Annotated in this window: 23 protein-coding genes; 10 read left to right on the top strand and 13 right to left on the bottom strand. The window is 70.8% G+C overall.

Going from position 1 to position 24,386, the window contains the following annotated elements; all coding sequences use genetic code 11:
* Positions 1-62: 62 nt before the first annotated feature.
* On the bottom strand, positions 63-884 hold the full coding sequence (locus ACQPXM_RS20375) for a sulfurtransferase (protein ID WP_432950909.1): 822 nt from the start codon (positions 882-884) through the stop codon (positions 63-65).
* A complete protein-coding gene (locus tag ACQPXM_RS20370) occupies positions 881-1,534 on the bottom strand; it encodes a thymidine kinase (protein WP_432950907.1) in 654 nt (217 codons plus the stop codon). The genes ACQPXM_RS20375 and ACQPXM_RS20370 overlap by 4 nt, the downstream gene beginning before the upstream one ends.
* A gap of 174 nt (positions 1,535-1,708) precedes the next feature.
* On the opposite strand from ACQPXM_RS20370, the gene ACQPXM_RS20365 reads away from it, so the two are divergent.
* The gene (locus ACQPXM_RS20365; protein ID WP_432950905.1) at positions 1,709-3,292 is read left to right on the top strand and encodes a S8 family peptidase; all 1,584 of its coding nucleotides are present in this window, start codon (positions 1,709-1,711) and stop codon (positions 3,290-3,292) included.
* Here ACQPXM_RS20365 and ACQPXM_RS20360 read toward each other — a convergent pair.
* The 6 genes from ACQPXM_RS20360 to ACQPXM_RS20335 all read right to left on the bottom strand — a co-directional run bounded on the left by ACQPXM_RS20360 (position 3,289) and on the right by ACQPXM_RS20335 (position 9,701).
* Complete coding sequence (locus ACQPXM_RS20360; protein ID WP_432950903.1) at positions 3,289-4,410, bottom strand: alkaline phosphatase family protein; 1,122 nt, start codon at positions 4,408-4,410, stop codon at positions 3,289-3,291. The genes ACQPXM_RS20365 and ACQPXM_RS20360 overlap by 4 nt on opposite strands.
* 5 nt (positions 4,411-4,415) lie before the next feature.
* On the bottom strand, positions 4,416-5,036 hold the full coding sequence (locus ACQPXM_RS20355) for a DUF5998 family protein (RefSeq protein WP_432950901.1): 621 nt from the start codon (positions 5,034-5,036) through the stop codon (positions 4,416-4,418).
* 37 nt (positions 5,037-5,073) lie between these two features.
* On the bottom strand, positions 5,074-6,981 hold the full coding sequence (locus tag ACQPXM_RS20350; protein WP_432950899.1) for an FtsX-like permease family protein: 1,908 nt from the start codon (positions 6,979-6,981) through the stop codon (positions 5,074-5,076).
* Positions 6,978-7,691: an ABC transporter ATP-binding protein gene (locus ACQPXM_RS20345; protein WP_432950897.1), complete on the bottom strand. Its 714-nt coding sequence runs from the start codon at positions 7,689-7,691 to the stop codon at positions 6,978-6,980. The genes ACQPXM_RS20350 and ACQPXM_RS20345 overlap by 4 nt, the downstream gene beginning before the upstream one ends.
* 319 nt (positions 7,692-8,010) lie before the next feature.
* Positions 8,011-9,039, bottom strand: a complete 1,029-nt coding sequence (locus tag ACQPXM_RS20340; RefSeq protein ID WP_432950895.1) for a P1 family peptidase — start codon at positions 9,037-9,039, stop codon at positions 8,011-8,013.
* A gap of 29 nt (positions 9,040-9,068) precedes the next feature.
* Positions 9,069-9,701, bottom strand: coding sequence for a TetR/AcrR family transcriptional regulator (locus ACQPXM_RS20335; protein WP_432950893.1), 633 nt, complete (start codon positions 9,699-9,701; stop codon positions 9,069-9,071).
* Positions 9,702-9,846: 145 nt separating this feature from the next.
* On the opposite strand from ACQPXM_RS20335, the gene ACQPXM_RS20330 reads away from it, so the two are divergent.
* Both ACQPXM_RS20330 and ACQPXM_RS20325 read left to right on the top strand, forming a co-directional pair.
* Complete coding sequence (locus tag ACQPXM_RS20330) at positions 9,847-10,866, top strand: aldo/keto reductase (RefSeq protein WP_432950891.1); 1,020 nt, start codon at positions 9,847-9,849, stop codon at positions 10,864-10,866.
* 33 nt (positions 10,867-10,899) lie between these two features.
* Entirely contained in the window at positions 10,900-11,412 is a 513-nt protein-coding gene (locus tag ACQPXM_RS20325; protein ID WP_432950889.1) for a DUF2087 domain-containing protein, read from the top strand.
* A gap of 28 nt (positions 11,413-11,440) precedes the next feature.
* On the opposite strand, the gene ACQPXM_RS20320 is transcribed toward ACQPXM_RS20325, so the two are convergent.
* Entirely contained in the window at positions 11,441-14,191 is a 2,751-nt protein-coding gene (locus ACQPXM_RS20320; protein ID WP_432950887.1) for a GNAT family N-acetyltransferase, read from the bottom strand.
* A 79-nt stretch (positions 14,192-14,270) separates the two neighbouring features.
* On the opposite strand from ACQPXM_RS20320, the gene ACQPXM_RS20315 reads away from it, so the two are divergent.
* From ACQPXM_RS20315 to ACQPXM_RS20300, 4 genes are all read left to right on the top strand, one after another.
* Positions 14,271-15,419: an SLC13 family permease gene (locus tag ACQPXM_RS20315; RefSeq protein ID WP_432950885.1), complete on the top strand. Its 1,149-nt coding sequence runs from the start codon at positions 14,271-14,273 to the stop codon at positions 15,417-15,419.
* A gap of 63 nt (positions 15,420-15,482) precedes the next feature.
* Entirely contained in the window at positions 15,483-17,192 is a 1,710-nt protein-coding gene (locus tag ACQPXM_RS20310) for an AMP-binding protein (RefSeq protein WP_432950884.1), read from the top strand.
* 48 nt (positions 17,193-17,240) lie between these two features.
* Positions 17,241-18,008 (top strand): ABC transporter permease, encoded by a 768-nt coding sequence (locus tag ACQPXM_RS20305; protein ID WP_432950882.1) that lies wholly within the window; start codon positions 17,241-17,243, stop codon positions 18,006-18,008.
* Positions 18,005-18,253, top strand: coding sequence for a DUF2630 family protein (locus ACQPXM_RS20300; RefSeq protein WP_432950880.1), 249 nt, complete (start codon positions 18,005-18,007; stop codon positions 18,251-18,253). Before ACQPXM_RS20305 ends, ACQPXM_RS20300 begins: the two co-directional genes overlap by 4 nt.
* Before the next feature lie 52 nt (positions 18,254-18,305).
* Here the strand turns inward: ACQPXM_RS20300 and ACQPXM_RS20295 are convergent, their stop codons facing one another.
* Genes ACQPXM_RS20295 through ACQPXM_RS20280 form a run of 4 tightly spaced genes read right to left on the bottom strand, consistent with a single transcriptional unit; the run spans position 18,306 to position 21,134 of the window.
* Positions 18,306-18,728 carry a TIGR03667 family PPOX class F420-dependent oxidoreductase gene (locus ACQPXM_RS20295; RefSeq protein ID WP_432950878.1) on the bottom strand — a complete coding sequence of 141 codons (423 nt, stop codon included), beginning with the start codon at positions 18,726-18,728 and terminating at the stop codon, positions 18,306-18,308.
* Positions 18,729-18,767: 39 nt separating this feature from the next.
* The gene (locus ACQPXM_RS20290; RefSeq protein WP_432950876.1) at positions 18,768-19,184 is read right to left on the bottom strand and encodes a CoA-binding protein; all 417 of its coding nucleotides are present in this window, start codon (positions 19,182-19,184) and stop codon (positions 18,768-18,770) included.
* 28 nt (positions 19,185-19,212) lie between these two features.
* Positions 19,213-19,872 (bottom strand): response regulator, encoded by a 660-nt coding sequence (locus ACQPXM_RS20285; protein ID WP_432950874.1) that lies wholly within the window; start codon positions 19,870-19,872, stop codon positions 19,213-19,215.
* Positions 19,854-21,134: a sensor histidine kinase gene (locus tag ACQPXM_RS20280; protein ID WP_432950872.1), complete on the bottom strand. Its 1,281-nt coding sequence runs from the start codon at positions 21,132-21,134 to the stop codon at positions 19,854-19,856. The genes ACQPXM_RS20285 and ACQPXM_RS20280 overlap by 19 nt, the downstream gene beginning before the upstream one ends.
* Positions 21,135-21,242: 108 nt before the next feature.
* Here ACQPXM_RS20280 and ACQPXM_RS20275 point away from each other — a divergent pair, with 108 nt between their 5' ends.
* The 3 genes from ACQPXM_RS20275 to ACQPXM_RS20265 all read left to right on the top strand — a co-directional run bounded on the left by ACQPXM_RS20275 (position 21,243) and on the right by ACQPXM_RS20265 (position 24,311).
* Positions 21,243-22,013 (top strand): ABC transporter ATP-binding protein, encoded by a 771-nt coding sequence (locus tag ACQPXM_RS20275; protein ID WP_432950870.1) that lies wholly within the window; start codon positions 21,243-21,245, stop codon positions 22,011-22,013.
* Positions 22,013-23,989, top strand: coding sequence for an FtsX-like permease family protein (locus tag ACQPXM_RS20270; RefSeq protein ID WP_432950868.1), 1,977 nt, complete (start codon positions 22,013-22,015; stop codon positions 23,987-23,989). Before ACQPXM_RS20275 ends, ACQPXM_RS20270 begins: the two co-directional genes overlap by 1 nt.
* 145 nt (positions 23,990-24,134) lie before the next feature.
* Positions 24,135-24,311, top strand: coding sequence for a hypothetical protein (locus ACQPXM_RS20265; RefSeq protein ID WP_432950867.1), 177 nt, complete (start codon positions 24,135-24,137; stop codon positions 24,309-24,311).
* Positions 24,312-24,386: the final 75 nt, after the last annotated feature.

Below are 24,386 nucleotides of genomic sequence, written 5' to 3'. Positions count from 1 at the left end.
TCTGAGCCGACGGCACAACCAAGTCAAGTCATCGGCCGAGCATTACCACCCTGATCGAAAGTTCACTCCCGACCGGTGGCGACCGGGCGCTCCGGATCGGTGATCCACTCCGACCACGACCCGACGTACACCGGCGCGTCCACCCCGGCGATCTCCAGCGCGAGCGCCTCATGAGCGGCCGTGACGCCCGAGCCGCAGTACGCACCGACCTGCGTCGACCCGTCGACACCCAGCGCGGCGAAGCGGGCGCGCAGATCCGCGGGAGCCAGGAAACGCCCATCAGCGCGGACGTTCTCGGTGGTCGGCGCGTTCACCGCACCAGGGATGTGCCCGGCGACCTTGTCCATCGGCTCGACCTCACCCGCGAACCGCTCCGGCGCCCGAGCATCCAGCAGTACGCCGAACTCCGCCAGCGCCGCCGCACCCCGCGCGTCGAGGATCGTCAGCTTGCCCGGCGTCGCGACGAACGAACCACCCGCGTCCGCCGGCACCTCCGTGCTGACCTCTCCCCCGGCCGACTTCCAGGCCGCCAACCCGCCGTCGAGCACCCGAACATCCCGAACGCCGAAGTACCGGAACACGAACCGCGCCCGCGCGGCCGCCATCGAGTTCGCCGCGTCGTATACGACCACCGGCGTACCGGCCTCGACGCCGGCGCGCCGCAGCACCGCCTCGACGACGCTTGCGTCCGGCAACGGATGCCGACCGCCCTCACCGGGCGGACCGGCCAGCTCGGTGTCGAGGTCGACGAAGTACGCCCCCGGGATGTGCCCGGCGTCGTAGGCCTCGCGCCCGGGTGGGCCGATCAGGTTCCAGGTGGCGTCGAAGACGACGACGCCCTCGAGGCCGGAGAGCAGTTCGGCGGCGGTGATCAACGGCTTCATGAAACGGAACCTCCGAACGGGAGAACCTCGGGAGACAGCGTGGCCCGGGCCCGGGCCGTGGTCAGCCGGCGCCGGTGGTGCCGTCGGCAGAGTACTTCGTAGGCGACCTCGCGGTCGTCCTGCACCATGTCGCCGACGACCAGCTGCTCACCTTCGGTGACCATCTCGCCGTCGACCGTGCGCGCGTTGTGAGTGGCGCGTTCGCCGCACCAGCACAGTGCCTCGACCTGGAGCAGTTCCATCCGGTCGGCGAGCTCGACCAGCCGGGCCGACCCCGGGAACAGCGTCGCCCGGAAGTCGGTCAGGATGCCGAAGCAGAACACGTCGATCTGCAGCTCGTCGACCATCCGGGCCAGTTGCTCGACCTGCTCGGGCTGGTAGAACTGCGCCTCGTCGCAGACCGCGTAGTCGATCCGCCCGCCCTGGGTCAGCTCGCCGACGACGTACTCCCAGAAGTCGAAGTCCGGGCGCACCTCGATCGCCTCGGCCGCCAGCCCGAGCCGCGAGGACAGCACCGACTCACCGGCGCGGTCGTGGCTGGTGAAGATCCTGCCCTGCCGGCCGCGGGCCCGATGGTTGTGATCCATCTGCAGGGCGAGCGTGGACTTGCCACAGTCCATGGTCCCGGTGAAGTAGAGCAGCTCAGCCACGGGCGCCCATCCTGCCAAAGTCGCTTGCGGGTCAGTAACGCCGGGGGGCGTCGGCTTTCGTTCTGCACCTTCCCCAGGTTCTACTTGGTCGTGCGCAAAGCCCTGTTCTCCGCCTGTTCCTTCGCTCTGGTCCTCGCGTCGGCTCTCTTACCGGCCGCCGGGCCGGCTGTGGAAGTGGCCGCTGCCGTGCCGATCCAGGCCGAGGCGGGGCTGCGCGCCTACTTCGTGCTGACCGCCCCGAAGCAGACCGCCGCGGTCACCTCCGCGGTCACGAGCAACGGCGGCACCGTCTACGCGACGTACGACGCGATCGGCGTGGTGGTCGTGCACTCGGCGATCCCCGACTTCGCCGCGAAGCTGCGCGGTGTGAGCGGCGTCCAGAAGGTCGGCGCCACCCGTACGTCGGACGTTCCGGCCGCGGCCGCCAGCCCGGCTGTCCCAGCGGCGCCGCGGGAGACCCCGGACGAGTCGCCGGAGATCCCCCGCCCGGACATGCAGCAGATCGGCGCGGACCAGGCCTGGGCGGTCAACCCCGGGTCGAAGTCGATCACCGTCGGTGTGCTCGACACCGGAGTCGACGACCAGCACCCCGACCTCAAGCCGAACTTCGACGCGGCCCGTTCGGCGTCCTGCGCCTACGGCAAGATCGACACCCGGCCCGGCGCCTGGCGGCCGGTCGGCGAGCACGGCACCCACGTGGCGGGCTCGATCGCAGCGGCCAAGGACGGCAAGGGCATGGTCGGCGTCGCTCCGGGCGTGCGGATCTCCTCGATCCGCGTCGCCGAAGCCGGCAGCCAGCTGTTCTTCCCGGAGAACACGGTCTGCGCGTTCGTCTTCGCCGCCGACAAGGGCGTCTCGGTCACCAACAACAGCTACTACACCGACCCGTGGCTGTTCACCTGCCCGAGCGACCCGGACCAGGACGCGATCGCCGAGGCCGTCCGCCGTTCGGTCGCGTACGCCGACAGCAAGGGCGTGGTGAACGTCGCCGCGGCCGGCAACGAGAACTACAACCTGGCGGCCAAGACCAGCGACGACACCAGCCCGAACGACTCGACCCCGGGCGAGCGCACGATCAATGACGACTGCCTGAGCCTGCCGACCGAGCTGCCGAACATGGTCGTCGTCGCCTCGGTCGACGGCAGCAGCGTGAAGTCGAGCTTCTCCAACTACGGCACCGGCAAGATCACCGTCGCGGCCCCCGGCGAGGACGTCTACTCGACCATCCCGGGCGGTGGCTACCAGAGCCTCGACGGTACGTCGATGGCCGCGCCGCACGTCGCCGGCGTCGCGGCCCTGCTGCGCAGCGCGAATCCCAAGCTCACCCCCGAGCAGGTCCGCGACCGGCTCTCGACCCAGGCCAACGACCTGACCTGCCCGGCGGCGTCCGGCGGCGAGTGCACCGGCTCGGACCAGAACAACTCCTTCTACGGCGAAGGTCTGGTCGACGCGGCCGAGGCGGTCGGCGCCTCGACGAAGACGCCCTCGTCCGGTGTGACCATCACCAAGCCGGGAGACCAGCTCGGCCTCGGCGGGCTGCCCGCCGTACCGCTGCTGATCAAGGGACTCAGCAGCAAGGGCGAGATCAGCTACACCGCGACCGGACTGCCGCCGGGACTGAGCATCGACCCGGAGCGCGGCTGGATCACGGGTGTCCTCACGCCCGGCCCCGGGCGCTACAAGGTGACCGTGCGGGCGCAGGACGCCGAGGCGCGCGACGCCACCACGACCTTCTTCTGGAACGTGTGGAGCTTCTAGCCCACGTCGACCAGGAGCGGGATGGCCATTTCGTCGTCGGTCAGTGAACCGTGGACGCCGATCAGCCCGGCCTCCTGCGGGAAACGCGTCGAGGCGACCAGTGCGACCGGGCCGAGCGAGGCGACCACGACGTCACCGATCCGCGGCGCGACCCGCTCCTCGACCGACCCGAACCAGCCGCGCTCGGTCGCTTCCGACCGGGACAGGACGAGCGCCTGGTCCCCGAGCAGCTCGCGGTAGCGCTCGGCGACGTACGGCTCCGCGCCCGGTACGCAGTACAGGTGCCGGAACCGCGATTCGCCGCCGATCAGCCGGACGCCGTCGGACAGCGTCGGGTCGGCGTCGAGGTCGATCCGGTTCTCGGGCGCGATGTCGACCATGCCGTGATCGGCGACCACAACCAGTACGGCGTCGCGCGGCAACGCCGACCGCACGCGCTGCGCGAACGAGTCGGCCGCGGTCAGCTCCTTGCGCCACTGCCAGGACTCACAGCCCTGCATGTGGCCGATGTAGTCGAGCTGCGAGTCGTACACGTAGACCAGCGACGAGCTGCCCTCGCGGCTCGCGAACCTGGTCGCGTCCAGCCGGTCCTCGATCGTGTCCGCGCCGCGGTGCGCGCTGCCGCGGAACGCCGCCGCGGTCAGCCCGGACTTGTCGAACCGCGCCTTGCTGACGTTCCGGGTCGCGACACCCGCGGCTGCCACCCGCTCGAACACCGTCGGGTGCGGTTGCCACCGGCGCGGATCGACCGGAGCGTCCCAGGCGAGCGCGTTCAGCAGGGCACCGGTCTCCGGCACGATCGCCGAGTAGCCGACGATCCCGTGCGCGCCCGGCGGAAGACCGGTGCCGAGACTGGTCAGGCTGGTCGCGGTCGTTGACGGTACGCCGGCCGTCAGCGGCCGGGCCTGCAACGAGCTGAGGTACGGCGCGAGCTCGGGATGACGGCGCAGCAGGTTCCAGCCGAGGCCGTCGAGCAGCAGTACGGCGTACCGGCGCGCTTCGGGCAGGCCGAGCTGGTTGTGCTCACCCGGCACCGACAGCGCGCCGGCGACCGAGGGCAGAACGTCGGCGAGCGACCCGCCGCCGTACGCGGGCAGGGTCGGCGTCGGGTCACTCACGACGTCTACCGACTGGTCGCGAAGGACAGCGCCGCGGCGAAGTCGAGCACCTGCTGGATCCCGGCCGGGCCGTCGGCGGCCGCGCTGATCCGCAACGAGATGTCGTCGGCGGCCACCGAACCGGTGTAGCCGTGGTCGGCCTCGCAGTTCGGGTCGGCGCAGACGGCGGGCTCCAGGTCGATCCGGTTCACCATGCCCCAGCCGATCGTCAGCACCACCTCACCACCGGCCGTCGCCGAGGCCGGGTCGGCCTTGCCGGAGGCGTAGCCGGCCGGGTTCGGGACGACGCGGTTGACCACGACGGCGTTCACCCGGTTCAGCGGGATCGCCTCGGTCGAGGTCGACGCGTACGGCGCCCGGATCAGGTCGTCGGCGGCGTGCTCGTCGGTGTGCCCGACGATCAGCCGGCTCGGGGTCAGCGCCAGGATCGTGATGTGGCGCCGGACCTCGTCGCGGTCGAAGGTCGGCTCGTGCTGCAGCACGAAGGCCCGGATCGGTTCGTTGGCGATCGCGATCGCGAGCGAGTCCGTCACCACGTCGGGGTAGTAGCCGCACCGGTCGATCGCCTCGCGCAAAGCGGCGGAGGCGTCCGTGAGCTCCGGGACCGGCGCATTCAGGTCACGCATGCCCTCATCCTTGCATGCGCCGGTCCCTCGGCTGCCGCTAACCCACGCTGGCCTTGCGCAGTACCGGCGCACCGGCCGCCCCGGCGACCGCGACCAGGATCAGCCCGACCACGACCTGACCGAACAGCAGCACGACTCCCCAACTGCCCTGCGTGATCACTTGGCCGCCACTCAGCAGCAGCCCGCACATCGCTCCGAAGCCGACCACCGGCAGACCGACCCCGACCACCGGTACGACGGCCGCCAGCCGGGACGACCGCTCGATCACCGACAGCGGTACGCCGGAGCGGCGCAGCGCCTTCGCGGGACCGGCTTGGTCGAGCGCCGTACCGACAGCTCCGGCCGCGGTCGACGCGGCGCCGGTCACGAAGACCAGTCCGAGCAGGAGCGCGACACCGAGCCGCATGTCGAGGTAGATCCCGGCCTGGTGCTCGTCGTGCTCCGCGTCGGTCAACGGCACCTTGGACGGGACGAGGTCGTAGAGCACGGTCCGGACGCCTTCGCGGTCGTTGCTCGCGACGACGATCTCGACGGCTTGGTTTCGGGTGGTCACCTCACCCTGCAGGCCGGCCTTCGCGAGCCGGTCCTTCGCGTCCTGCGCCACGACGGCTGTTCGGGCCGGGGTGGTGTAGAACTCGAACGCGGTGTCCTTGCCGTCGCCGTTGATGCCGTACGGCATGAACAGCGCGAGGAAACCGGTGACGAAGCCGCTCAGCACCAGTGCCGCGACCGGGCGGAACGCGGCCTTCGGGTCATCGACGAGGCGACGGCCGGCCAGGAGGGCGACCGGGCCTTTCGCCGTCCGGGCGAGGATCTTGCCGATCACCTGGACGGCGAACGGGCCGACGACTCGCACGGCCAGCGCACCGAAGCCGACGCCGATCACCAGCGGCAGCAGCGCGCCCCCGCTGCCGATGACGCCGAGCATGACCGGGCCGACCACGAGCAGGGTGAGCCGGAGCGGCGTGATGCCCTTGCGGGTCTGGCCGCGGACGACGCCCAGCGGCGTGATGCTGACGCGTCCCAGTCCGATCAGTGCGCTGAGCACCGACAGCAGCGGTACGGCGACCAGGACGACCAGGGCGAGCCACCAACTGACGGTGAGGTCGTGGACGTACCAGCGGCCGCCGCCCAGCGGGATGCGGGCGATCAGCGGGCTGAGCACGGTGTACGCGACCAGGCCGGCGACGGCGCCGAAGAACCCGAGGACTGCCTGCTCGACCGCGCTCAGCAGCAGGACCTGACCACGGGTCGCGCCGGCCAGCCGGAGTGCGGCCAGGCGATGCTCGCGTCGCTTCGCGGCGACGCCGGCCGCCTGACCGACCAGGCTGAGCACCGGGAACAGGACCAGCGCGATGCCGAAGGCAACGAAGGCGAGCAGCATCGCGATCCGTTCGTCGGTCGACGTACCGCGCCAGGTCTCGAGATGGTTCGGCCGGTTGGTTGCCTGCAGCCCGGGTGCGCCGGGCTCGAGGCCGCGGATCGCGATCAGCTCGTCGGGCGACGAGAGGCCGTCGCTGGAGATCGTGCCGGTCGGGTTGCTGATCTTGTAGCGCTCGCTGAGGTCCCGGCCCCAGAGCTTGGCCAGTGCGGGCGAGACGTACACCTCGCCCGGCCTCGGTGCGTGTGGCAGACCTGGCGGAGCCGGAAGCTCGGCGTTGCGCTGGTCGTTGTTGATCGCGAGGTCGAGCCGCTGGAACGGTTTGCCGTCGACCATGTCCTCGACGTTCCTGGTCACGCCGACCGCCGTACGGCTGTCGCCGCTGTCGCTGACCCGCCAGCCGATCCGGTCGTTGCGTTCGGACAGCCCGAGCGTGCCGGCGATCAGGAACGTGATCAGCAACGCGACGATCGCCGTCGCGCCGAACGCGGCCAGGTTCGCCGCCCGGCCACCCGGTCCGGGTCTGCGCACGAACCGCAGCCCGAGCGAGGTCATCGGGTTCATCGCTCGCTCACCCGGCCGTCCACGATCCGTACGACGCGGTGGCAGCGTGCGGCGACGGCGTCGTCATGCGTCACGACCACCACGGCCGCACCCCGATGCGTCGCGGCGCCGACCAGCAGATCGATCACCTGCGCACCGGTCGCCGCGTCGAGCGCCCCCGTCGGCTCGTCAGCGAACACCGCCTGCGGCTCCCCCACCAGCGCCCGCGCGATCGCGACCCGCTGAGCCTGACCTCCCGACAACTCCCCCGGCCGGCGATTCGCTTCGTTGGCCAACCCCACCTGAGCCAGCATCGCCCGCGCCCGCGTCACCGCCTCCCGCCGCGACACCCCGTCCACCATCAACGGCAGCGCCACGTTCTCGTCAGCCGGCAGCTCCGCCAGCAGTTGATTGTCCTGGAACACGAACCCCAACCGCCGCCGCCGGAGCACCGTCCGCTGCGCATCACTGAGCTGATCAACCCGCTCTCCCCCGAGCCACACCTCCCCTTGGTCCGGCGTCAGAATCCCCGCCAGCACATGCAGCAACGTCGTCTTGCCGTTGCCACTGGGCCCCATCACCGCCAGCGCCTCCCCCGGCCGCACGGCGACGTCCACTCCCGCCAAACCGACAACATCTCCGTAGTACTTCACCAGCCCCCGCCCGGCCAACGCCGGGTAACTGCTGCTCTGAACGGGGACCTGCATCATCTGAGGACTGGGCTGCGTCATACCCCAACCCTCCCGCCAACCGCTCCCCGATACGTCGGCCCTTGGTCCCGTCCGCCCATCGCCCTTCGGTCGTCGAATCCCCACCCGCCGTAGTCCCTGGGTAGTACGCCGGCCCTGACGATCGTCTGCGGGAATCCAGGGGACGGAGGCGGCTTCGGGTTCAGCGGGTCCGCGGTTGTACGAGGCCGGCGAGCGGGCCCAGTGCCCGCTGGAGCTGTACCAAGCGGGCTACGCGCAGATCGCCGACAAGTTCCGGGAGACCGGGCAACTACACCACCCTGGCAACCACTGCAGTACGCACGTGATGCGCCGCGACGACTCAGGCCTCGAACGCCGACGGATAGGCGTCGCGGTAGCTCGGTAGGCGGCCGGCTGGGGACTCGACGGTTTCGGCGGCGAGTACGGCGTGGACGACTGCTCGGGTGAGGGCGCGGGATGCGGCTGCGTAGATCGGCTCGAGTTGGGCGAGGGCGGCTGGGTCCGTGACGGTGAGGCGCGGGGTGTCCTTGGGGGCGGTGGAGGCGCCGAAGATCGAGTCTCCGTCGAGCAGGGTGTGGACCGGGTCGATGGAGCGGGCGAGGCCGTCGTGGGCGATCATCGCCAGGCGTTTGGCGGCGGCCTTGTCGAGGGGGGCGTCGGTGGCGACGACGGCGATGACCGTGTTCATGGCAGGGGCCGCGGGTGGCGGTGGTGGCGGCTCGGTGGGGGTTTTGAGGTCGCCGAACTCGTTGCCCAGGGCAGCGTGCTCGCCGAGGAGGCGGCCGGTTGGGGAGACCGCGGAGCCGACCGCGTTGACGATGGCGAGTGCGCCGACCGTGGTTCCGTCGTCGAGGCGGACGCTGGCGGTGCCGGTGCCGCCTTTGAGAGCGCCGACCCGGGCTCCGGCGCCGGCGCCGTGGTTGCCCTGGGCAACGGGACCGTCCTGGGCAGCGGCGACGGCGTCGCGACCCCAGTCGGCGGTGGGGCGGGCGGTGAAGGAGCCGCCGCGACCGAGGTCGAAGATGACGGCGGTGGGCACGATCGGGACGACATCGTGGTCGCCGGGACCGACGCGGACACCCTCGCCGCGGGTCTCGAGCCACGACATGACGCCCGCGGCGGTGTCCAGGCCGTACGCGCTGCCGCCAGTGAGCACGACGGCGTTGACGCCGGGGTTGGAGTTGACCGGATCGAGCAGGTCGGTCTCGCGAGTGCCGGGCGCGCCGCCGCGGACGTCGACGCCGGTGACCGCCGTGCCGGGGAAGTAGACGACCGTGGTGCCGGTCAGGTACGGCGGGTCGGTGCGTTCGACCTGGCCGACCAGGACGCCGGGAACGTCGGTGATCGCGTTGTGCGGACCTGGCTGCATGGGTCTGTCATAGCACCCCGCGTGACGACTCAGGCCGACGACGGGCGGAGCAGTCCGTCGAGGGCGGTCTGCAGGATCGGCTCGACGTACTCGGCGTCGCCGTTGATCGTCGCGATGGCAACGACCATGTCGAAGACCTGCTCGAGGGTGACGTCCTTGCGCACCTCCCCCGCTTCCTGGGCTGCCGCGAGCAGTGGCCGGCCAGCGGCGAGTCCCGCCGCACGGCCATCGCCGAAGACTGCTTCGTCTCCCCCGAGCTGGGTCAGCAGTTCGGTCGCGACCTCGCGCTTGGCGGTGATGAAAGCGAAGAACCGCCACAGCCACATCCGCAACGCGACCGCTGGAGTCTCGCCCTCGGAAGCGGCGAGCTGGGCGGCCTCGCACAGCGCCGTCACCTCGTCGGCGTAGACGGCTTCGAGCAGCTCGCGACGGCTGGGGAAGTTCCGGTAGAGCGTCGCCATTCCCACGCCGGCGCGGCGCGAGACCGCGGCCATCGAGGTCTCGCCACCTTCACTGAACGCCGCTCGAGCCGCCGCGAGGATTTTGTCGCGGTTGCGCCGGGCGTCCGCCCGCCGCGCCGGCCCTTTGGCGGAGGCCTTCACAGCCTCGCCGCCCGGACACTCCGGCTCGGCTCCCTCGGACTCGCCCTCCCGCGCGCTCACCGGTGAACGCCCCTCGAGACATGCCGGTGGACAGCATCCGGCACAAGCCACCCTTGTAAGTGGATAGCCTCTCCGTTACTGTCTAAATGGACAGCCTCTCCGTTCATGCTCCGGAGACTACCGCACTCACCGAAAGAGAGCCCTCATGGACTACCGCCCACTGGGCCGTACCGGAATCACCGTCAGCGAGCTGTGCCTCGGCGCGATGATGTTCGGCGCCGCCGGCAACCCCGATCACGACGACTCGATCCGGATCATCCACCGCGCGCTGGACGCCGGGATCAACTTCGTCGACACCGCGGACATCTACTCGGCCGGCGAATCCGAGGAGATCGTCGGCAAGGCACTGGCCGGGCGCCGCGACGACGTCGTCCTCGCGACCAAGGTCGGGTTGCCGTTCGACAACGATCCCAACCACCGCGGCGCCTCCCGCCGCTGGATCATCGAGTCCGTCGACCGGTCACTGCGGCGGCTCGGCACGGACTGGATCGACCTGTACCAGATCCACCGCCTCGACCCGGACGTCGACATCGACGAGACGCTCGGCGCGCTGACGGATCTGGTGCGGCAGGGCAAGATCCGGGCGTTCGGCGCCTCGACCGTTCCGGCGTCGGAGATCGTCGAGGCGCAATGGACGGCCGAGCGACGCGGCAGAGAGCGCTTTCGCACCGAGCAACCGCCGTACTCGTTGCTCGCTCGCGCGATCGAGAACGACGTTCTGCCGACCTGCTTGCGCTACGGGATGGGCGTGCTCACCTACAGCCCGCTCGCGATGGGTTGGCTGTCCGGGCGTTACCGCACGAACCAGGCGGTCCCCGAGTCCGCTCGGGCCCAGCGCTTCCCGGCGCGGTGGGACCTCAGCCTCGAGGTCAACCAGCGCAAGCTCGCGGCCGCCGACGCGCTCGCGACGCTGGCCGAGGACGCCGGCCTGACCCTGATCGAGCTGGCGATCGCGTTCGTCGTCCGGCATCCCGCGGTCACCTCGGCGATCATCGGGCCGCGCACGCTGGAGCACCTCGAATCGCAGTTGCCGGCCGCCGACGTCGAGCTGTCCACGCAGGTGCTCGACCGGATCGACGAGATCGTGCCGCCCGGCGTGACCATCCACCCCGAAGACAACATGTCGTTCACGAACGCGCTCAGCCCGGCGGTGCGGCGGCGGTGAAAATCGGTTGCACCCGTACTTAGCGTGGAGGGCATGAACGCCGATCAACTCTGCGGACTGCTGGCCGAACCGTCCCGCCTCAAGGTGTACTCCGCCGTCGTGCTCGGCGCCGGGACTCCGGATCAGGTCGCGGAGCGCACCGGGCTCGGACCCGCGGTCGTCGGAAAGGCGTTGCAGCGGTTGTTCAAGAGCGACCTCGTTGTTGCTGATGGCAACGGCCTGAAGGCCGACGAAAGCGTGTTCAAGGACGCCGTACGGGCGGGCCGGCCGGAGCGGGAGCCGCTCTCTGCCGATCCCGAGCGGGACAACGTGCTGCGCTCGTTCGTCCGGGACGGACGGCTGACGCACTTCCCGACGGTCCCGGCCAAGTTCCGGGTCGTGCTGGAGTATCTGGCCGGCTCGTTCGAGACCGGCGTCGAGTACCCGGAGAGCGCGGTCAACGAGATCCTCCAGCGCTGGCACGACGACTACGCGACACTGCGCCGTCAACTGGTCGACTACGGTTTCCTGACCCGCGCCGACGCGGTCTACACCCGCGCGGCCTGAGCCGCAGCCCTGACGTGAGCGGCCCCGCTCACGTCAGCCGGCGGGCCGGCATGTCCTGTCGCGGCTTCTCGTTCGGCGCGATCCGGATCGTCGTGTCGAGCACCGTCGCACCCGTCGCGGCGACCAGCACCGAGCGCAGATCCAGCCGCACGACCTCCTCCAGCTCCAACGTCAGCCGCGAGACGCGGTGCAGCAGGTTCTCGATCGCGGCGATGTCCACCGGATCCGACCCGCGATACCCGTACAGCAGCGGCGCCGCTCGGACCTCCCGCACCATCTCCGCCGCATCGGCCGTCGTCAGCGGCGGCATCCGGTACGAGCGGTCGCCGAGCAGATCGGTCGCCACGCCGGACAACCCGAACGACACCACCGGCCCGAACGCCACGTCCTCCTGCGCCGAGATCACCACCGGCACCCCCGGCGGCGCCATCTTCTGTACGACGAACTGCGCCCGCGCCGGGTCCGACGCGACCCCGAAGGTCCGCGTCATCTCCGCCCAGGCCTCGCGCATGTCGTCCTCGTCGTGGATGTGCCGCCAGATGTCGGCCAGGTCCGGCCGCATCCGCCACTGCTCGGCGGTCGCCTTGAGGATCACCTCGTAGCCCAGATCGGCCGCCCGCGCGACCGCCTCGTCGGCCGACAGCACCGGGAACGCCGGCAGCACGCTGATGTCGTAGAAGCTCAGCAGCCGCTGCCGATCCGCGTCGTCCAGATCGGCGCCGGCTGGATGCCGCTGCAGGAACTCCTGTACGAAGTCCTCCGCCCCGGCCGAGTCGATGTCGGGCAGGACCGGGATCTGGTCGTCCGCGCGCTGTCGCCACTCGGCGTACTGGGTGGCCTTGGCCAGCGCGCCGACGGCGTACTGCGGGGACAGGAACGACGGGATCGAGCCGCGGGCCGCACCACCGTGCTCGTCGGGGACGCGAAGCTGCTCCGGCACGCTGCGCGACGCGAGGAACGTCGAGAGGACCGGCTTGTCCGAACCCGCCGCGGCGGCGGCGAGCACCTGGGCGACCTCGGCCACGTTCGACTGGACCGGCGGGGTGAAGATCACCACGACCGAGTGCACCTGGTCGTCGGCGATCACCGCGGTCAGCGCCTCGGAGAAGTCGGTCGCCGAGGCGTCCGCGCTGAGCGTGTGCGGCTCCCCCGCGACGTCCAGCCCACAACCGGCCATCGTGTCGAGCGCGAGCAGCGTCAGCGCGTCCGAGTTGCTGACGATCGCGACCCGGCGCCCCTTCGGCAACGGCTGGTGCGCGAGCAGCTGCGCCACGTCGAAGAGCTCGCCCGTGGTGTCCACCCCGATCAGCCCGCTCTGCCGGAACAACGAGTCGACCGTTGCCGCGGGCAAATGACTGCGCCGGACCGTGTGCCCGAGCGGAACCCCCTGGGTGGCCCGCCCGGACTTCAGCGCGATCACCGGCTTGCGCCGCGCCAGCCGCCGCGCGACCCGGCTGAACTTGCGCGGATTGCCGAGCGACTCCAGGTAGAGCAGAACCACCTCGGTGGACTCGTCGGAGTACCAGTACTGCATCAGGTCGTTGCCGGACACATCGGCCCGGTTGCCCGCCGACACGAAACTCGACAAGCCGAGCCCTCGCCCGACCATGTCGGCCAGGATCGACACCCCGAGCGCGCCGGACTGGCAGAAGAACGCCACTCGCCCCGGACTCGGCATCAACGGTGACAGCGTCGCGTTCAGCGAGACGCCGGAGGCGGTGTTGATCACGCCGAGCGCGTTCGGCCCGATCACGCGCATCCCGTACGAGCGGGCCAGTCCGACCAGGCGGCGCTGCCGGCGGCGTCCCTCGGGACCGACCTCGGCGAAGCCGCTCGACACCACGACCAGCCCGCGGACGCCCTTCGCGGCGCAGTCCAGCACCACGTCGACGACCGCCTCGGCCGGCACCGCGACCACGGCCAGGTCGACCGTGTCGTCGACGTCCCGGATCGTCCCGTACGCCGGGACGCCGTCGATCTCCTCGGCCTTGGTGTCGGTGTTCACCGCGTACAGCCGCCCCGGGAACCCGCCGTCGCGCAGGTTGCGCAGCAGCGCGTTGCCGATCGTGCCCTCGCGGCGCGACGCGCCGATCACCGCGACGCTGGCCGGGGTCAGCAACCGGGCGATCGACAGCGCCTCGGACCGCTGCTCGCGGGCCTGCATCACCGAGAACGACGTGTCGGTGGGCGCGATGTCGAACTCGACCATGATCACGCCGTCCTCGAACTCCCGGGCCACCTTGTAGCCGGCCTCGGTGAAGACGGTGATCATCTTGCGGTTGTCCGGCAGCACCTCGGCGACGAACCGGGTGATGCCGTGCTCACGCGCGGCCTGGGCCAGGTGCTCGAGCAGCAGCTGGCCGAGCCCGCGGCCCTGGTGCGCGTCCTCGATCAGGAAGGCGACCTCCGCGGTCCGCCGGCCGGTCCGCTCGTAGCGGCCGACGCCGATCATCGCGTCGGCGACGGTGACGATCAGCGCCAGGCGGTCGTGGTAGTCGACCTGGGTGAACCTGGCCACGTCCCGGTCCGACAACTGCGGGTACGGCGCGAAGAACCGGTAGTACTTCGACTGCTCCGAGACCCGCGCATAGAACTCGACCAGCAGCTCGGCGTCGTCCGGTGTGATCGGCCTGAGATGCGCGGTCGCGCCGTCGCGCAGTACGACGTCGGCCTCGAACTCCACCGGGTAGCCGTCGGGCCGCCCGGCCAGCGGCCGACCTGCCAGCGGCAGCCCGGCGAGGGTCTGCCCGGCGGTGTCTGGCTCCTCCGGCGATGTCACCCGATCAGCCTACTCACCGGACGGCGACGTCACGACGCCATTCCGGTGCACGGAAGGCGCTCGCTTAGGGTCTGCAGTCATGTGGTGGCTGAGCGCGCTCGGCGGACTGGGCGTGCTGGTCACAGGTCTGCTCGGGCTGGACGACGCGGCAGGCGTGCTGGAGCGCATCGCCTCGGTCCTGGTTTTTCTGGTCGCCGTGACGGTGATCGCAGGGCTGGCCGACTCGGCGAAGGTGTTCGAGGTCGCGGCCCGCGAAGCGGCTCACCTGGCGCGTGGCAAGACGTGGCGCCTGTGGCTGCTGGTCGTCGTACTGGCTACTGCGCTCACCATCGTGCTGTCGCTCGACACCTGCGCTGTGCTGCTGACTCCGGTCGTGCTGGCGATGGCGAGACAGCTCAGCATCCCGCCCAAGCTGTTCGCCTTCACCACGGTCTGGCTGGCCGGTACGGCGTCGCTGCTGCTGCCCGTGTCCAACCTCACCAATCTGCTGGCCTTGCATCGGCTCGATCAGCTGGGTCTGGGCCTGACGGACTACCTCGGGCTGAGCTGGCGTCCCGCGGTAGCCGCCGTGCTCATCACCGTCGCGGTGCTGGCCGCCATGTTCCACCGCGACCTGCGCTGTGAGTACGTCGTACCGGAGACTCCGGCCGTCGACGACAAGGTCCTCTTCTGGGGCTCTACCGGGGTCTGCCTAGCCCTGGGACCGGCCTTCGTGTCGGGCATCGACGTAGCGATCCCGGCGACAGCCGGCGCGCTCATCCTCAGCGGACTGTTCGCAGTACGACGCCGAGCGGCCCTGAAGTGGTCGCTGGTCCCCTGGCGGCTGGTCGTCACCGTGGTCGGTCTGTTCCTGGTCGTCGGCGCACTCACAGCCCACGGGCTCGAACAGCTGCTCGGAGACGTGGCCGGCACGGTCTCCGGCGGACTCGGCTCCGACCTGCGGCTCACCGGTACGGCGGCCGTCGGGGCGAACGCGTTCGACAACCTCCCGGCGTACCTGGCGATGGAGCCGGTGGCCGCAGCGGAAGCTGATCGGATGATGCTGCTGCTCATCGGCGTGAACTGCGGCTGCCTGCTGACCCTCTGGGGCTCGCTGGCCACCCTGATCTGGCGGGACCGGTGCGTCGCGGCCGGCGTCCACATCTCCTGGTGGTCGTTCCTGTGGCGCGGACTGGTGCTGACTCCGTTGGTGCTCGCCGGGGCGGTCGCCGCGCTGCGGCTGGGCTAGTTGTCCACAGACACGCGCGAGCCCGATTGCCGAGGGCGTCCGGGTGCGGGAATCATGCCCTGCATGAGCGAGGAACAAAGCACCTCGGACAACACCCGGGCCTTCCGTGAGGCGCGCGACTTCCTGGTCGCGCACCGGGAGGACTACGACACGGCGTACCGGGACTTCAGCTGGCCGGCGTTCGACCGGTTCAACTGGGCGCGGGACTGGTTCGACGCGCTCGCGGTCGAGCAGCCCGAGGTGGCGGCGCTGACGATCGTCGAGGAGGACGGCGAGGTCAACTCGCTGACCTACGCGGAGATGGCCGAGCGGTCGCGCCAGGTGGCCGGCTGGCTCACCGAACACGGGCTGCAGCCCGGCGACCGGGTGCTGATCGTGCTCGGCAACACTGTGCCGTTGTGGGAGGTCATGCTCGGCTGCATCCGGGCCGGCGCGGTGATGATCCCGGCAACGACTCTGCTCACCGACGCCGATCTGGCCGACCGGATCACGCGCGGCGGCGTACGGGTGGTCGTCACCAGCAGCGCCGACGCCTCCCGGTACGCCGGGATCGCGGACCACTGCCTGCGCGTCGGCATCGGCGAGCCGGTCGACGGCTGGCTCGACTACGACGACAGCCGCCGGTACGACGGCCCGGTGCCCGAGGTCGACACCTCGGCCGACGACTCGCTGCTGCTCTACTTCACCTCGGGCACGACCAGCGAGCCGAAGCTGGTCGAGCACACCCAGGTCAGCTACCCGGTCGGCCACCTCTCGACGATGTACTGGATCGGCCTGCAACCCGGCGACGTGCACCTCAACGTGTCCTCGCCGGGCTGGGCGAAACACTCGTGGAGCAACGTCTTCGCACCGTGGAACGCGGGCGCGACCGTCTTCCTCTACAACTACCCGCGCTTCGACGCCGAGAAGATGCTGCGGGTGCTGCAGACGTACGGCGTGACCACGTTCTGCGCGCCGCCGACGGTCTGGCGGATGCTGATCCAGGCCGACCTGTCCGCGGTCGAGGTGGCGATCCGGGAGTGCGTCTCGGCCGGTGAGCCGCTCAACCCGGAGGTGATCGAGCAGGTCCGCAACGCGTGGGGCATCACGATCCGCGACGGCTACGGCCAGACCGAGACCACCGCCCAGATCGGCAACCCGCCGGGCCAGCCGGTCAAGCTCGGCTCGATGGGCCGGCCGCTGCCCGGGTACTCGATCGCCCTGGTCGACCCGGCCACCGACGCGGTCGGGAACGACGGCGAGATCTGCATCGAGCTCGCTCCCCCGCCGGTGCCGCTGATGCGCGGCTACCGCGACGCGAAGGCGCTGACCGACGAGGTGATGCGCGGCGGTTTCTACCACACCGGCGACGTCGCGAGCCGCGACGAGGACGGCTACATCACCTACGTCGGCCGCTCCGACGACGTGTTCAAGGCCAGCGACTACCGGATCTCGCCGTTCGAGCTGGAGTCGGTGCTGATCGAGCACCCGGCCGTCGCCGAGGCGGCCGTCGTGCCGTCGCCCGACCCGGTCCGGCTGGCGGTGCCGAAGGCGTACGTCGTACTGGCGCCCGGCCGCGAGCCGTCGCGCGAACTGGCCGCCGAGATCCTCCAGTTCTGCCGCGACCACCTGGCGCCGTACCAGCGGATCCGGCGGATCGAGTTCGCCGAACTGCCGAAAACCATCTCGGGCAAGATCCGCCGGGTCGAGCTGCGCACCGACGAGGCCGGCAAGGTCGCCGGCGGTCACCGCTCCGAACACGCCTACGACGAGTCGGACTTCCAACAGAGCTGACGCCTGGACCTTGGAAGTCGCTCACACCACTCGTGGTGAAATGGCCGGATGTCACTCGACACCGGCCTGGGGGTATCCGCGTTCGTCGTCCTGCCGTTGCTGGTGGCAATCGCCGTCCTGGCGTCACGCCAGGCACGGCTGAGGCACGACCAAGGCATCGTCACCGCCGCCCTGCGCGCCGTGCTGCAGCTGGCGCTGGTCGGCGCGGTCGTCGGGTTCGCCCTGCAGACGATCTGGGGCGCGCTCGCGTTCGTGCTGGTGATGCTGACCGTCGCGACCTTCACCAGCACCCGGCGGATCCACGGCACCGCGGTCGTGCCCGGTCAGCTCGCGTTCTGCGCGATCGCGATCGGCGGCAGCGCGTGCGTGGTCCTGCTCCTGCTGATCCTGCCGGGCGTCGTACCGCGCAACCCCGAGACGATCCTGCCGATGGGCGGCATCATCATCGGCGGCGCGATGAACGCGACCACACTGGCCGGCCGGCGCCTGCTCGCCGAGTACGGCGGCCGGTTCGGCGAGTACGAGGCCGGCCTGTCGATCGGCCTGCTGCCGGCGGACGCGTTCAAGCTCGTCGCCGGCCCGACCGCCGGTGACGCGCTGCTGCCCGCGCTCGACCAGATCCGCACGGTCGGCCTGGTCACGCTGCCCGGCGCGTTCGTCGGCATGGTGCTCGGCGGCGCGTCACCGACCGCGGCCGCGGCACTGCAGCTGGTGGTCCTGCTCGGGCTGGTCGCCGCCGAGTCGCTCGCGATTCTGGTCACCACGGAGCTGCTGGCCCACGCCGCGCTGCCGGACGGGCGTACCGTTTCCTCATGACCGACGACAAGAGCATCCTCCACCGCATCAACGACCTGGTGTCCGAGGAGCACGACCTGCGCTCCAAGCACTCGGCCGGCACGATCGACGACGCCGACGAGAAGGCCCGCCTGCGCGCCCTCGAGGTCGAGCTCGACCAGTGCTGGGACCTGCTGCGCCAGCGCCGCGCCAAGCGCGAGTTCGGCGACGACCCGAACACCGCCCAGGCCCGCTCGGCCGACACCGTCGAGGGCTACCTGAACTAGCAGACGAAGAGGCGGCAGGACACCCTGCCGCCTCTCCATCTGTCCAGGTTGGTCAGAAGCCGCGCAGCTTGTCCGGCGTGATCCGGATCAGCACCGGGTAGTCCTGGTGGAACTGCTCGGCCGTCATTCCGAGACCGGCCAGCCCCTCGGCGTACTTGGCGTCGTACACGGCCCTCTCCTCGTCCGTCGGCCCGGACGGGTCGATCACCGCGTCACCCGACAGCACGCCGACGTCCCCGCCGGTGAAGGTCGCGTTGAAGTGCACCGCCACCCGCGGCTGCCGCTCGATGTTGTGCAGCTTCGCCTTCGCGGCCTGGCTGAAGACCAGCACCTCCCGCCCGTTCCAGTGGAACCAGACCGGGTTGGGCGCCGGCGTACCCGACCTGCCGACAGTGGTCAGCCACACCACCTGCTCGCCGGCCAGCTGCTTGTCGATCCGGGCGCCGAACGCGGTGGACGTGTCGATCGTGAACATGTGAACCCCTCTGGCTCAGTCGGTCTCGCCGAACAGTCGTCAGGCCGGACCCAGACGTCCCCACTCGATCGCCGGACAGCGGTTCATCACCATCGTCAGTCCCGCGGCCGTCGTTCGGGTCCAGGCGTCCGGATCCACCACATCCAGCTGGAACCACACCGCGCGGGCGTTGATTCCCACCGCCTCGTCCGCGATCGCGCCGGCCAGCTCCGAGCGGACGAACACGTCCACGCAGTCCACCGCGAACGGAATGTCGGCCAGCGACGCGTAACCCTGCTCGCCGTGCACGGTCTCCGCGGACGGATGCACTGGGACGATCCGCTTCCCGTGCTGCTGCAGGAACCGCGCCACGCCGTACGCCGCCCGGCTCGTGTTGTTCGACAGGCCGACCACCGCCCAGGTCTGGCAGTCGGCCAGGATCTTCCGGATATCGCTCTCGTCAGCCCAGTTCGCCATACCCACGATCTTCCCTCAGCCGGACATCCTAGGCCTGTCTGCGCAGGTAGGTGAGCACGGCCGAGACCCGCCGGTCCAGGCCGTCCTCCAGGTGCAGCTTCGCGAAGATGTTGCCGACGTGCTTGCGGACCGCGGCCTCGCTGACGACGAGGTGCTCCGCGATCGACGCGTTCACCCGGCCCTCGGCCATCAGCGCGAGCACCTCGAGCTCCCGCGGGGTGAGCGCCGCCAGCGGCCCGTCGTCCCGGCGCCGCGCGAGCAGCTGGCGAACCACCTCCGGATCCACCACCGTCCCGCCCTCCGCGACCCGGTCGAGCGACGCGAGGAACTCGGTGACGTGCCCGACCCGGTCCTTCAGCAGGTAGCCGATCCCGCCGGTCGTTGTCTCCAGCAACGACGACAGGTACGCGTCGGCGACGTACTGGGACAGCACCAGGATCCCGATCGACGGCAGCTCGGCCCGGATCGCCGCGGCCGCGCGCAGGCCCTCGTCGCTGTGACCGGGCGGCATCCGGACGTCGGTGATCACGACGTCCGGCGGATCCTTGCGGACGACGGCGAGCAGCGTGTCCGCGTCGCCGACGGCGTCACGCACCTCGTGCCCGGCCCGGTCGAGAATGCTGGCCAGTCCCTCCCGCAGCAGCATCGAGTCCTCGGCGAGCACGATGCTCAGTCGTCGAGCCGGCACGGGCACTCCATCCGTAGTCGCGTGGGCCCACCGGGTGGGCTGGACAGGTCGAGTGTGCCGCCCAAGGCGTCCAGCCGGGTCACCAGCCCGGTCAGGCCGGTGCCGTTGCCGTTGCCCAACTGGGCGCCACCCACGCCGTCGTCGGTGACGGTGACCACGAGCCGGTCGCGGTTGACCCAGGCCTGTACGTGACAGTTCGTGGCGTTCGCGTGCTTGGCGACGTTACCGAGCCCCTCGCTGACGAAGAAGTACGCCGCGGCCTCGATCGGCGGCGGCAAGCGGTTCGGCAAGGCCATCTGGACCGACACCGGCAGCGGGCTCCGATCCGCCACCTCCCGTACGGCGGCCTCCAGCCCGAGGTCGACGAGCACGCGCGGGTGAATGCCGCGCACCGCCTCGCGCAGATCGGCCAGCGCGGCCTCGGCCTCGCCGTGAGCCTTCACCACCAGCCGCTTGCTCTCCCCCTCGGGCAGGTCCAGCTCGGCGAGCCCGAGCGTCATGGTCAGCCCGACCAGCCGCTGCTGGACTCCGTCGTGCAGGTGCCGCTCGATCCGGGCCCGCTCGGTCTCGAACGCGTCCACCAGGTCAAGTCGCGACCGGCGCAGTTCGGCGACGTTGCGGCGGAGCTCGTCCTCGCGCGGCCCGAGCAGTGCCTTGGCCAGCGAGGCCTCGGCGGCCGCGACCACACCGATCAGGTACGACGAGACGACGTAGAAGCACGGCCCGAAGGTGAACAGGAACAGCAAACCCTCACCGGTCGTGTCCAGCACCCACGGGCCCATGCCCATCGTGTCGTCGGTCGCGATCAGCGGGGCCAGCAAGGTGATGCCGAGGATGACCACGCTCAGGCCGGCCGTGGCCGCGCTGAAGAACCAGACGAACGTGCCGAGCAGTACGCCGTACCCGAGTGCGCGCAACGACGCCTGCTCCCGCCGCCGGAACTTCAGCCGCTCGCGCCGATTCATCCCGGCGGGCATCGCCGCGTGCGGGCTGGGGATGCCCGCCGGGAGCACCAGCCGGGCCCGCTGCCGCTCGACGATCCCGATCAGCACGCCGAACAGCGGAAACGCGGTCAGCAGCAGCACGCCGATGACGATCGGACTGAGCACCGCACTGACCGCGACTCCGGCGATGAGCACCAGGATCGTCAGCAGGCCGATCGGCACCGAGCTCAGCAGATAGGCATAGCTGCGCCACGGCCACGACGAGACGAGGTAGCGCGGCATGGCCAGCGCGGCCCAGGCCGAGTTCGGTTCCTGCACACAGCAACCCTAGGCGCCCCCCAGGGCCGCGGACGGTAGCTTGCGCGCTACCCCTACTCTCCCGCGCAAGCCAGCGTGCGATCCGCCGGCCGGCGGTTGGCTGGAACCATGACCACCACGGCGCCTCACCACCACCCTGTTCAGCACCCGTCCGACCAGCCCGCGTTGCTGCTCGACGGGATCACCAAGACCTACAAGTCCAAAGCCGGTGCCGTGGACGCCCTGCGGGGCGTGACGTACCACTTCCGGCGCGGCTCCTACACCGCGGTGATGGGCCCCTCGGGCTCCGGCAAGTCGACGCTGCTGCAGTGTGCGGCCGGTCTCGACAAGCCGACCACCGGCGGGGTCGTGCTCAACGGCGTCCCGTTGCACGGGCTCTCGGAGGTCGCACTCACCAAGCTTCGCCGCGACCAGATGGGTTTCGTCTTCCAGGCCTACAACCTGCTGCCCTCGCTCACCGTCTACGACAACGTCGCCCTCCCGCTGCGCCTGACCGGCCGGCGCCCGCAGCGCGCCGACGTTCATACCGTGCTCCAGCAGGTCGGACTCGACGGCATGGCCAAGCGGCGGCCGGCCGAGCTGTCGGGCGGCCAGCAGCAACGGGTCGCGATCGCCCGCGCGCTGATCACCCACCCGGCCGTCTTCTTCGCCGACGAACCGACCGGCGCCCTGGACAGCAGCACCAGCCGCCAGGTCCTCGAACTGTTGCGCGCGGCAACCGACCGCAGCGGCCAGACCGTTGTCATGGTCACCCACGACCCGGTCGCCGCCGCGTACGCCGACCGCGTGCTGTTCCTGTCCGACGGCGCCGTCGCGGGCTCCCTCGACCGGGGCACCCCGCAGCAGATCGCCGCCGCGATGAGCGACCTGGAACGCTGATGTTCTTCCTCAGCCGCCGCACCGTCAGCCGGCACCGCTCCCTGTACGCCGGCTCCTTCGTCGCGCTCGCCGTCGGGGTCTTCCTGCTCGGCCTGGCCGCGACCGCCACCGCCGCCACCATCGCGTACGACGCCCCGCCCGGCAGCACGATCGCCGTTCACGTCCCCGGCGGCGACGGGGTCGATCCGCACACCGTGCAGGTCAACCCCACCGGCGAGGACGCCTCCGGCCTGCAGGTCGTGCTCAGCATGGTCGGCACGATCTGCGGGTTCATCACGATCTTCGTGATCGCCAGCACGTTCGCCTTCGCCGTCGCGTCCCGCCGCCGCGAGATCGGCCTGCTCCGGCTGGTCGGCGCGACGCCGCAGCAGATCCGCCGGATGATCCTCGGCGAGGCGCTCGTCGTCGCGCTCGCCGCGTCTGTGACCGGCGCCGTACTGGCTCAACTGGCGACCCCGCTGCTGCTCGCGAAGGCGTCGTACTCGGAGCTGGCTCCGGTGAAGCTGGAGCCGGCGAGTCCGTGGGTCCCGCTGGCGATCGCGATGGGGATCGGGCTCGTCGTCGCGATGCTCGGCGCTCGCTCGGCCGCCCGGCGCGCGGGCAAGATCGGCGCCGTCGACGCACTGCGCGAGGCCGCGCTGGAGCCGCCGCGGATCGGTCCGGTGCGGGTCGTCTTCGGCGGGCTGTTCCTGGCTGGTTCGATCGTGTTGCTGGCGCTGATCCAGCCCGGGACGGGCGAAGGGGTGATCCCGCTGGCGATGTTCACGCCGATGCTGCTGGTGATCGCGCTGACCCTGCTCGCGCCGCTGGTCGTGCCCGCGGTCGGCCGCCTGCTCGCCGTACCGCTGGTCGCCTGGACCAACGTCTCCGGCCGGCTCGCCAAGAGCAACGTCGTCGCGGCACCCCGCCGTACGGCGTCGCTGGCGGCTCCGATCCTGGCGATCTCCGCGATCGCCGGCTCGATGGTTCTCACGCTCAGCTTCGCCGCCGACGCCTCGGTCGCCACCATCCGCGAGACCCTGCTCGCTCCGGTGGTCGTCACCAGCACCGGCGACACGGAGAACCTCGGAGAGCGCGTTCTCGGGACGTCCGGTGTTTCCGCGGTCGACGGCGCGATCCCGCTCACGATGATCCGCACGACCAGTGACGCCGCCGACCTCGAGGACGCCGAAGGCATCGACACCTCCGTCGCGCCGCGGGCCCGCCGGCTGGAAGCGCTCTCCGGCGATCTCGGTGCGCTCTCCGGCGCCAACACCGTTGCCATCAGCAAGGAACTCGCCGGCTACGAGGGCTACCGGCTCGGCTCCGAGATCCCGGTCACCTTCCTGGACGGCCACGCCGCCCGGCTGAAGGTCGTCGCGATCATCCGGACCGCGGTCGAGGTGAACGCCTCGATGCTCGTCTCGCAGGACCTGGCGCGCGCCCACGCTCCGAAGGCGCAGCCCGACCGGTGGTTCGTGCTGCCCGAGCCCGGCGTCGATCTCAGCACCCTGATCGACACCCTCAACACCATCCCCGGCGCCCACGCCGTACCCGCCGCAACCTGGGAGGCCGAACAGGGCCAGGGCGTCCGCGACGGCAACAAGCTCGGCCTGCTCCTGCTGCTCGGCCCCGCCGCGCTCTACAGCGCGATCGCCATCGTCAACACCCTGCTGATGGGCAGCCTCCAACGCGGCCGCGAGTTCGTCACCTCCCGCCTGCTCGGCGCCACGCCCGCCCAGATCCGCCGGATGGTCCTTTGGGAGTCCACCCTGGTCGGCGCCGTCGCCCTCACCCTCGGCACCGTCATCACAGTCACCGTCGGCGCCCTCATCCGCAACGCGATGACCGACGGCCTCACCGACGTCCCGGTCACAGTCCCCTGGATCACCCTGCTCGGCATCGCCGCCGTCTGCCTGGTCCTGACTGCCGGCTCCGCCCTGGCCCCGACCGCCTTCATCCTGCGCCACTCCCATCCGTCGGGGGCCGCGGAGTAGCACGGCGCGCACGGCTGAGCCAACACTTCGATCTGGACGACACCCGGCGGTCGACGGCCCGCGAACCGCGGACGATCGGAACGCCGGTCCGGGCCGGTGGGACCTCCACCTGCTGAACAGGCCGGCGGAAGAGAAAGGAACCACCATGCGCAAACGACTCATCGCCGGCGCCCTGCTCACCGCGGGCCTGCTGGCCGTCCCAGCCACCGCCCTGGCCGACGGATCCGTCCGCATCACCAGCGACACCACCGACTCGGTCCGCATCACGGCCGACTCGGTCCGCATCACGGCCGGACCGTCACCGGACGACAAGATCTGGTGATGCCCGGCCGGGGTCCGTCCGGACGGGCGGACCCCGGCGCCGGCCGTCGTCCAGGGTCACCCGAGCGCGCGGCGA

The sequence above is a fragment of the Kribbella sp. CA-253562 genome (genome assembly GCF_050942265.1).
Lineage (GTDB): Bacteria > Actinomycetota > Actinomycetes > Propionibacteriales > Kribbellaceae > Kribbella.
The sequence above is the reverse complement of the archived record's forward strand: the minus strand, read 5'-3'. Positions and strand labels throughout refer to the sequence as shown.

Coding starts and splice junctions, on each gene's coding strand:
- ACQPXM_RS20375 (WP_432950909.1), bottom strand. CDS start 884: ATGAAGCCGTTGATCACCGCCGCCGAACTGCTCTCCGGCCTCGAGGGC.
- ACQPXM_RS20355 (WP_432950901.1), bottom strand. CDS start 5,036: ATGCGTGACCTGAATGCGCCGGTCCCGGAGCTCACGGACGCCTCCGCC.
- ACQPXM_RS20350 (WP_432950899.1), bottom strand. CDS start 6,981: ATGAACCCGATGACCTCGCTCGGGCTGCGGTTCGTGCGCAGACCCGGA.
- ACQPXM_RS20345 (WP_432950897.1), bottom strand. CDS start 7,691: ATGACGCAGCCCAGTCCTCAGATGATGCAGGTCCCCGTTCAGAGCAGC.
- ACQPXM_RS20340 (WP_432950895.1), bottom strand. CDS start 9,039: ATGCAGCCAGGTCCGCACAACGCGATCACCGACGTTCCCGGCGTCCTG.
- ACQPXM_RS20330 (WP_432950891.1), top strand. CDS start 9,847: ATGGACTACCGCCCACTGGGCCGTACCGGAATCACCGTCAGCGAGCTG.
- ACQPXM_RS20325 (WP_432950889.1), top strand. CDS start 10,900: ATGAACGCCGATCAACTCTGCGGACTGCTGGCCGAACCGTCCCGCCTC.
- ACQPXM_RS20315 (WP_432950885.1), top strand. CDS start 14,271: ATGTGGTGGCTGAGCGCGCTCGGCGGACTGGGCGTGCTGGTCACAGGT.
- ACQPXM_RS20310 (WP_432950884.1), top strand. CDS start 15,483: ATGAGCGAGGAACAAAGCACCTCGGACAACACCCGGGCCTTCCGTGAG.
- ACQPXM_RS20305 (WP_432950882.1), top strand. CDS start 17,241: ATGTCACTCGACACCGGCCTGGGGGTATCCGCGTTCGTCGTCCTGCCG.
- ACQPXM_RS20300 (WP_432950880.1), top strand. CDS start 18,005: ATGACCGACGACAAGAGCATCCTCCACCGCATCAACGACCTGGTGTCC.
- ACQPXM_RS20295 (WP_432950878.1), bottom strand. CDS start 18,728: ATGTTCACGATCGACACGTCCACCGCGTTCGGCGCCCGGATCGACAAG.
- ACQPXM_RS20290 (WP_432950876.1), bottom strand. CDS start 19,184: ATGGCGAACTGGGCTGACGAGAGCGATATCCGGAAGATCCTGGCCGAC.
- ACQPXM_RS20275 (WP_432950870.1), top strand. CDS start 21,243: ATGACCACCACGGCGCCTCACCACCACCCTGTTCAGCACCCGTCCGAC.
- ACQPXM_RS20270 (WP_432950868.1), top strand. CDS start 22,013: ATGTTCTTCCTCAGCCGCCGCACCGTCAGCCGGCACCGCTCCCTGTAC.
- ACQPXM_RS20265 (WP_432950867.1), top strand. CDS start 24,135: ATGCGCAAACGACTCATCGCCGGCGCCCTGCTCACCGCGGGCCTGCTG.